7 protein-coding genes are annotated in these 7,326 nt (G+C 69.6%); 4 read left to right on the top strand and 3 right to left on the bottom strand.

Features of this window, described 5'->3' with window-relative positions:
• The 4 genes from ABYX71_RS00670 to ABYX71_RS00655 form a co-directional block, all read left to right on the top strand.
• Nucleotides 1-931: carbohydrate ABC transporter permease (locus tag ABYX71_RS00670; protein ID WP_372693887.1), on the top strand; the 931-nt coding region annotated here is incomplete at its 5' end.
• Nucleotides 928-1,755: a carbohydrate ABC transporter permease gene (locus ABYX71_RS00665; RefSeq protein ID WP_372693885.1), complete on the top strand. Its 828-nt coding sequence runs from the start codon at nucleotides 928-930 to the stop codon at nucleotides 1,753-1,755. The genes ABYX71_RS00670 and ABYX71_RS00665, both read left to right, overlap by 4 nt.
• 22 nt (nucleotides 1,756-1,777) lie before the next feature.
• Entirely contained in the window at nucleotides 1,778-2,848 is a 1,071-nt protein-coding gene (locus ABYX71_RS00660) for an ABC transporter ATP-binding protein (RefSeq protein ID WP_372693883.1), read from the top strand.
• Nucleotides 2,849-3,010: 162 nt separating this feature from the next.
• Nucleotides 3,011-3,700 carry an OmpW family protein gene (locus ABYX71_RS00655; protein ID WP_372693881.1) on the top strand — a complete coding sequence of 230 codons (690 nt, stop codon included), beginning with the start codon at nucleotides 3,011-3,013 and terminating at the stop codon, nucleotides 3,698-3,700.
• 48 nt (nucleotides 3,701-3,748) lie between these two features.
• Here the strand turns inward: ABYX71_RS00655 and ABYX71_RS00650 are convergent, their stop codons facing one another.
• The 3 genes from ABYX71_RS00650 to fnr all read right to left on the bottom strand — a co-directional run bounded on the left by ABYX71_RS00650 (nucleotide 3,749) and on the right by fnr (nucleotide 7,306).
• Nucleotides 3,749-4,831 carry a glycosyltransferase gene (locus ABYX71_RS00650; RefSeq protein ID WP_372693879.1) on the bottom strand — a complete coding sequence of 361 codons (1,083 nt, stop codon included), beginning with the start codon at nucleotides 4,829-4,831 and terminating at the stop codon, nucleotides 3,749-3,751.
• A gap of 99 nt (nucleotides 4,832-4,930) precedes the next feature.
• Nucleotides 4,931-6,277 carry a Rieske 2Fe-2S domain-containing protein gene (locus tag ABYX71_RS00645; RefSeq protein ID WP_372693877.1) on the bottom strand — a complete coding sequence of 449 codons (1,347 nt, stop codon included), beginning with the start codon at nucleotides 6,275-6,277 and terminating at the stop codon, nucleotides 4,931-4,933.
• A gap of 270 nt (nucleotides 6,278-6,547) precedes the next feature.
• Entirely contained in the window at nucleotides 6,548-7,306 is a 759-nt protein-coding gene (fnr, locus tag ABYX71_RS00640) for a fumarate/nitrate reduction transcriptional regulator Fnr (protein ID WP_372693875.1), read from the bottom strand.
• Between the last annotated feature and the right edge of the window lie 20 nt (nucleotides 7,307-7,326).

The raw sequence follows: 7,326 nt of genomic DNA, 5'->3' as shown, positions 1-7,326 counted from the left end.
GCCCACGCGTCCTGCCCGCCGCGGCTGGATGCACACACGCCGGCGCACCGCCTGGCTGTTCGTCACGCCCATGCTGGCGGCGCTGGCGCTGGTCGCGCTGTGGCCGCTGCTGCGCACGATACTGTTCAGCTTCACCGACGCAGAACTCGGCTACCTGGCCGACTACCGCTTCGTCGGCCTGGAGAACTACCTCACCCGTGACGACGCCGGCTGGTATGGCCTGCTGGCCGACCGGCTGTTCTGGAAGGCACTGGGCAACACGCTGGCCTTTGCCGGGGTCACCGTGCTGTTCGAGACCGTGCTCGGCGTCGGCATCGCGCTGATCCTGAACGCCGGCTTTCGGGGCCGCGGCCTGCTGCGCGCCGCCATGCTGGTGCCCTGGGCCATCCCGACCGTGGTGTCGGCCAAGATGTGGGCCTGGATGCTGCACGACCAGTTCGGCGTCATCAACGACGTGCTGCTGCGCCTGGGCCTGATTGCCGCGCCGGTGGCCTGGCTGGCCGACCCGGACCTGGCGCTGTGGGCGGTGGCCGCGGTCGACATCTGGAAAACCACCCCGTTCGTCGCCCTGCTGGTGCTGGCGGCGCTGCAGATGCTGCCGCGCGACTGCTACGAGGCGGCACGCATCGACGGCGTGCACCCGGTGCGGGTGTTCTTCCGCATCACGCTGCCGCTGATCAAGCCCGCCCTGGTGGTGACCGTGGTGTTCCGCCTGCTCGACGCCATGCGCGTGTTCGACCTGGTGTACGTCATGACCGGCAACAGCGAGGCGACCATGACGCTGTCGGTGTATGCCCGCCAGCAGCTGGTGGACTTCCAGGCGGTCGGCTACGGCTCGGCCGCCTCGACGCTGCTGTTCCTGGTCATCGGCCTGCTGACGGTGGTGTATCTGGCGCTCACGCGCACCCGCCTGTCGGAGCAACGCGCATGAAGCGCGCCGTGCAACGCGCCGCTTTTGGTCTGCTGCTGGCCGTGCTGGTGGTGTACCTGCTGTTCCCGTTCTACTACGCGGTGGTCACCTCGTTCACCAGCGGCTCGCAGATCTTCGAGGTCCACTACTGGCCGCCGGCGCTCGATTTCGGCAACTACCTGCGGGTGTTCGGCGAGCAGCCGTTCGGGCGCAACATCCTGAACTCGCTGCTGGTGGCCACCGTGGTGGTGGGCCTGTCGCTGCTGCTGGGCCTGACCGCCGCCTTCGCCCTGGCGCGCATCCGCTTCCGTGGCCGCGGCCCGCTGCTGCTGGCCATCCTGGCCACGTCCATGTTCCCGCAGGTGGCGGTGCTGTCCGGGCTGTTCGAGCTGATACGGGCGCTTGGCCTGTTCAACAACCCGCTCGGACTGATGCTGTCCTACCTCATCTTCACCCTGCCGTTCACGGTCTGGGTGCTGACCGCCTTCATCCGCGACCTGCCGGTGGAAATCGAGGAAGCCGCCCTGCTCGACGGCGCCGGCCCGCTGACGCTGGTGTTCCGCGTGTTCCTGCCCATGCTGTGGCCGGCCATGGTGGCCACCGGCCTGCTGGCCTTCATCGTCGCCTGGAACGAGTTCCTGTTCGCCCTCACCTTCACCCTGTCCAACGCCCAGCGCACCGTGCCGGTGGCCATCGCCCTGATCAGCGGCGGCAGCGAACACGAGTTGCCGTGGGGCAACGTGATGGCCGCCTCGGTCACCGTCACCGTGCCGCTGATCGTGCTGGTGCTGGTGTTCCAGCGCCGCCTGGTGGCCGGCATGACCGCCGGCGCGGTGAAGGGATGAACCCACCCACGGAGAGCATGTGATGGCGGCAGTCCGCCTGGAGCAGGTGCGCAAGTCCTTCGGGCCGGTCGATGTCATTCCGGGCATCGACCTGCACATCCAGCCGCGCGAGCTGGTGGTGTTCGTCGGCCCCTCGGGCTGCGGCAAGTCGACCCTGCTGCGCCTGATCGCCGGCCTGGAAGAGGTCAGCGACGGGCGCATCCACATTGGCGAACGCGACGTCACCGACCTGCCGCCGGCCGAGCGCGGCGTGTCCATGGTGTTCCAGTCCTACGCGCTCTACCCGCACATGGACGTGTACCGCAACATCGCCTTCGGCCTGAAGCTGGCGCGCACCGACCGCCGGACCATCGACCAGAAGGTGCGCGAGGCGGCGCGCATGCTGCAGATCGAAGAGTTGCTGCGCCGCCGCCCGCGCGAGCTGTCCGGCGGCCAGCGCCAGCGGGTGGCCATCGCCCGCGCCATCGTGCGCGATCCGCAGGTGTTCCTGTTCGACGAGCCGCTGTCGAACCTGGACGCCGCCCTGCGGGTGCAGACGCGCATCGAGATCGCCCGCATGCACCAGCAGTTCGATGCGTCGATGGTCTACGTCACGCACGACCAGGTGGAGGCCATGACCCTGGCCGACCGCATGGTGGTCCTGAACCGCGGCCGCGTGGAGCAGGTCGGCCCGCCGACCGAGCTTTACCGACGCCCGGCCAACGTGTTCGTGGCCGGCTTCCTCGGCTCGCCGACCATGAACCTGCTGCCGGTGGAGATCGCCGACGGCACCGCCGCGCTGCCCGGGGGCGGCCGGCTCGGGCTGGGCGAGACACCGGTGCGCGGCCCGGCCACGCTGGGCCTGCGCCCGGAGCACCTGCGCCTGCTGGCGGGCGGGAACGCCGAAGCCGCCTTCAATGCCCGCCTGGAACTGGTCGAGGAACTGGGCGAGGCGCGCATCGTGCACCTGCGCCTGGCGGACGGCACGCCGTTGACCGTGCGCCACCATCACGACGACCTTCCGGCGCCCGGCGGGACCGTGGCTGTCGGCCTGACGGGTCCCCACTGGCACCTGTTCGACACCGACGGACAGCGCGCGACCGGGTCGGACTGAAACCACCCGCGGTGGGCGTATTGACGGGCGTCAAGCCCGCCGCACGCCGCGCCTGGCCGGCGTCAATGGCCGCCGGCCGGACATCCTGGACACTGCCTGCGTCCCTGCCAAGACGGCAGGAAACAGCGATCGCTGTTTCACCCACCACGGAGGCATGAGTCCATGAACCCACGTCCGACGACCACGGCGGCAACCGCTTGCCTGGCCCTGGCCTGCGCCACTGCGGTGCCGGCCACCCACGCCTACGAGGCCGGCGACCTGCTGATCCGCGGCCGCGTCATCGCCGTCGACCCGCATGAGCACAGCGGGGCGGTGAAGATCAGTGGCGTCGGCCCGATCGCCGGCAGCGGCGCCGGCCTCGATTCCGACGTGACGCCGGAACTCGACTTCACCTTCATGCTGACGCCCCACTGGGGCCTGGAGCTGATTCTGGCCTCCAGCGAGCACGACGCGCGGGGCACCGGCAGCCTGGCCGGCCTGGGCACGCTGTTCGACGCCCGCACCCTGCCGCCGACGCTGACGCTGCAGTACCACTTCAACACCAACGGCACCGTCCGCCCGTACGCCGGCCTCGGCGTGAACTACACGCACTTCTTCAACGAAGACGCCACCTCCAGCTTCAAGACCGCCATGGGCGGCAAGGCCTCGGTGGAACTGGAGGACTCCTGGGGCCTGGCGGCCAACGTCGGTGTCGACGTGGCGATCAACGACGACTGGTTCGTCAACGCCGACGTCAAGTACATCGACATGGACACCGAGGCGAAGATCTCGACCACGGCGCTGGGGCGCCTGACGGTCGACGTCGACATCGACCCCTGGGTCTACGGCATCGGCATCGGCCGGCGCTTCTGAGCGCCCGGCCGGGGCCACGGCCGCCGCGGCGCCGGGCGCCGCGGCGGTTCACCTTCGCCAGGTATAGACGCTGGTCACCGCGTAGTTCCAGACCGCGCCCACCAGCACGCCGCTGAGCGCCGAGGCGATCCAGAACGTCTCGCGCTGATACAGGTAGGCGGCAATGCCGACATTGGCCACCGCCCCCACGCTGCAGGCCAGCGTGAACGACAGCCAGCCCCCCAGAAAACGCCAGCCGCGCAGGCGCCGGTCACGGTAGGTCAGGCTGTTGTTGAGCACGTAGTTGAAGGTCATGGCGGTCAGCGTGGCCAGCAGCTGTGCCGGCACGAACGCCAGACCGAGCCCCCGGAATACCGCCCACAGCACCGCCAGGTGCACACCCACCCCCAGCCCGCCGACCGCCGAGAACGCCAGGAAGCGCACCGGCACGAAACGGCCGACCAGCTTCTCCGTCAGCAGCGCCAGGTAGTCGAGCACCACCTTGCTGTCGAGCTTGCTGTGGCCGGCCACGCGGCTGCGAAACGTATAGGGCAGCTCCGCCGCCCGCAGCGGGCGCGGCGCCGACGCGAACAGGTCGACCAGCAGCTTGTAGCCGATGGCCGAAACGCCGTTTCGCAGGCAGGCCATCAACGCCGGGCGCGTGAGCATGAAAAAGCCGCTCATCGGATCGGTCAGACGCGCCTTGAGCACCGCCCGGCTGAGCCGGTCGCCGACGCGGCTGACCCACTGACGGTAGGCCGAGAAATCGCCGACCCCCCCGCCGTCGAGGTGACGGCTGCCGACCACGATATCGGTTTCCCCGCCACGCAGGGTCTCCAGCATGGGCCGCAGCAGGGCCGGGTCGTGCTGCAGGTCGCCATCCATCACCGCCAGGCACGGCGCCGAGGACGCCAGCATGCCCTCGATGCAGGCACTCGCCAGCCCGCGCCGGCCCAGGCGCTGCAGGCAGCGCACGCGTGGATTGTGCTGTGCCAGGGCACGGGCCCGGTCGGCGGTGCCGTCCGGCGAGTCGTCGTCGACGAACAGCACCTCCCAGTCCAGGCCGTCGAGTGCCTGCGTCAACTCACCGACCAGCGCAGACAGGTTGTCGGCCTCGTTGAAGGTGGGCACCACCACGGTCAGTTCGGGCATACGGACGCTCGCTCGGCTCGGCTCAAAAGCGGCGATTGTCCGCTATCGCGCGGGGCCGGGTCACATGGCACCCGGGCGACGGCGCCCGGCGGGCGACCGTCAGCGGCCGGCCGGGCCGTCCATCAGCGCCAGCCAGCGCCGGTGCAGCACCATGGCGGCGCCCTCATCCTCCAGGCCGCTGCCGCAGTCATCCAGCGCCAGTCCCAGTTCCCGCGCCAACTCGCCGCTGCCGCGCTCGCCGCGCGCCAGACCGCGCGAGAAGTCGCTCCAGCGCTGGGCGCGCCCGTTGCAGCCGAACTGGCGCTGCGAGAACTCGCTCAGGTCGTCCGGCGTCGCCATGCCGCTGGCGTTGAAGAAGTCCTCGTATTGACGAATGCGCCGCAGGCGCTCGCCGGAAGCCTCGTCGCGCGGCGCGATGGCATGCGTGGTGACCTCGGTCAGGTCCACCGCCAGCGGGTGGATGACCCGCAGCTGGGCCGACATGTGGTCCAGCAGCATGAGGTTGGGATAGATCAGCAGATTGCGCAGGCGACCGACCATCCAGCGCGCCGCGGCCTCGCCCAGGCGCGCGCGGTATTCCTCGTAACGACCGAAGTTCGGCCGGTCCTGCGGATTGGGCCAGTCACCGAACAGCATGACGTGGCCGTGACCGAGGTCGAAGTAACCGCTGTGCCGTTGCCGGTCCAGCCGCCCCAGCTGCATGGCGTGCACCGCGTCGCGGCCAGCCGCGCGGGCACGGCGCCGGTCGGCGGTGGCGATGTAGGTGGCATGGGTGGCATGCACGTGATAGCCGTCGATGGCACTTTCCAGCTGCAGCTTCCAGTTGCCGCGGTAGGTGTAGCTGGCCTGGCCGCGCAGCAGCTCCACCCCCTCCTCGCTCTGCTCGACCAGCAGGTCGATGCAACGGGCGGCCGGCCCCAGGTGCTCGGCCAGACTCGGCACGTCCGGGCTCAGGCTGCCGAAGATGAAGCCGCGGTAGGCCTCCAGCCGTGCCAGGCGCGTCAGCCCGAACGCGCCCTTGTCGAACTGCGGCGGGTAGGCGCCGTCCTTTTCCTTGAGCACTGCCGCCAGCGCACCGTCGAGGCTGAAACACCAGCCATGCGACGGACAACTGAAGTCCGGCACCGAGCCCTGGCTTTCACGCAGCAGTGTCGCGCCGTGGTGCGGGCAGGCGTTGATGAAGGCGCCGACGTGTCCGCTCTGGTCACGGCAGACGATGACCGGCTGGCGACCGAGCGTCAGCGTGACGAAGTTTCCCGGATACGGCAGCTGACTGTCGTGCGCCAGGTACAGCCAGCCGCCCTCGAAGATGCGCTCGACTTCCAGCGCGAACAGCTCGGGATCGGTGTACAGGCCCCGGTCCAGACGCCGCACGCCGTCGCCAGGCCGCTCGTCCAGATAGGCACCGAAGCCGGCCAGGCCCTGCTGGTTGCTGACGTGATCCATGGCGCACTCCTGTCGACCGTACCGCCTCGGTCGTCAAGGATGGCGCCCCGCCGCCCGGGGGCATTGATGCCTGTCAAGGCATCGCCGGCCTGCGGCCGAAAACCACGCGGCGGCGCCTCGGGGTGCGAGAAAACCGCACGTCCTGCGCAGGACGTCCGTCACACGTTCGGTACGCGCCCGAACCCGGGCACGCGAATCACGCCCTTGCGCGCCCGAGTCGCCTCCGGCCTTCCCCGGCCGGCCTGGACGCCTGAAAACCCCACACGCGTCTCAGGCACACGACGGCGGCGCAGGCTCCTCGCTCCCCTCGGCGCCGGCCAGGGCACGCAACTCGGGCAAATCCAGGATGTCCACCGCGCGGCCGTCCACGGCCAACACGCCGGCATCCTGGAAGCGGCGCAGCAGGCGGCTGACGGTCTCCGCCGCCAGCCCCAGGAAATTGGCGATGTCCAGACGCGCCATCGGCAACAGGAAGCGGGTCGCCGAATAGCCGCGCTGCGAGAAACGCATCGACAGACTCAACAGCAGCACCGCCAGTCGCCGCTCCGGCGACTGCTTGCCCAGCGACAGCAGCTGCTCCTCACGGCGGGTGATCTCGCGGCTCATCAGGCGCAACAGCTGGTGCTGCAGGGCCGGAATCTGGCGCGCGACATCCTCCAGTCGATCGAACGGCACCTCGCACACGCTCACCGTCTCCAGCGTGTGGGCACTGGCGGCGTGCACACCCTCGGTCAGGCCGTCCAGGCCGAGCAGCTCGCCCGGAAGGTGAAAGCCGATGATCTGCTCGCTGCCGTCCGGCGCCACCGTAAAGCTCTTCACGGCCCCGGAACGGGCCACGAAGATGGACGTGAACGGATCGCCCTCACGAAACAGAAACTTCCCGCGCGGCAGGGGGCGCGACCGGTGGACGATTTTTTCCAGCAAGTCGATGTCGGTGTCGCTCACGCCCAGCGGCAGACACAACTCGTGCAGGCTGCACGAGCGACAGGCGCGCTGTATCCCGCGCAGGGAGAAAGAATCCGTGCTCACACTGCAACACCCGCTTCCAG

The organism is Immundisolibacter sp., from assembly GCF_041625615.1.
GTDB lineage: Bacteria > Pseudomonadota > Gammaproteobacteria > Immundisolibacterales > Immundisolibacteraceae > Immundisolibacter.
This window is presented reverse-complemented; position numbering and strand designations above follow the sequence as displayed.

Coding starts and splice junctions, on each gene's coding strand:
- ABYX71_RS00665 (WP_372693885.1), top strand. CDS start 928: ATGAAGCGCGCCGTGCAACGCGCCGCTTTTGGTCTGCTGCTGGCCGTG.
- ABYX71_RS00660 (WP_372693883.1), top strand. CDS start 1,778: ATGGCGGCAGTCCGCCTGGAGCAGGTGCGCAAGTCCTTCGGGCCGGTC.
- ABYX71_RS00655 (WP_372693881.1), top strand. CDS start 3,011: ATGAACCCACGTCCGACGACCACGGCGGCAACCGCTTGCCTGGCCCTG.
- ABYX71_RS00650 (WP_372693879.1), bottom strand. CDS start 4,831: ATGCCCGAACTGACCGTGGTGGTGCCCACCTTCAACGAGGCCGACAAC.
- ABYX71_RS00645 (WP_372693877.1), bottom strand. CDS start 6,277: ATGGATCACGTCAGCAACCAGCAGGGCCTGGCCGGCTTCGGTGCCTAT.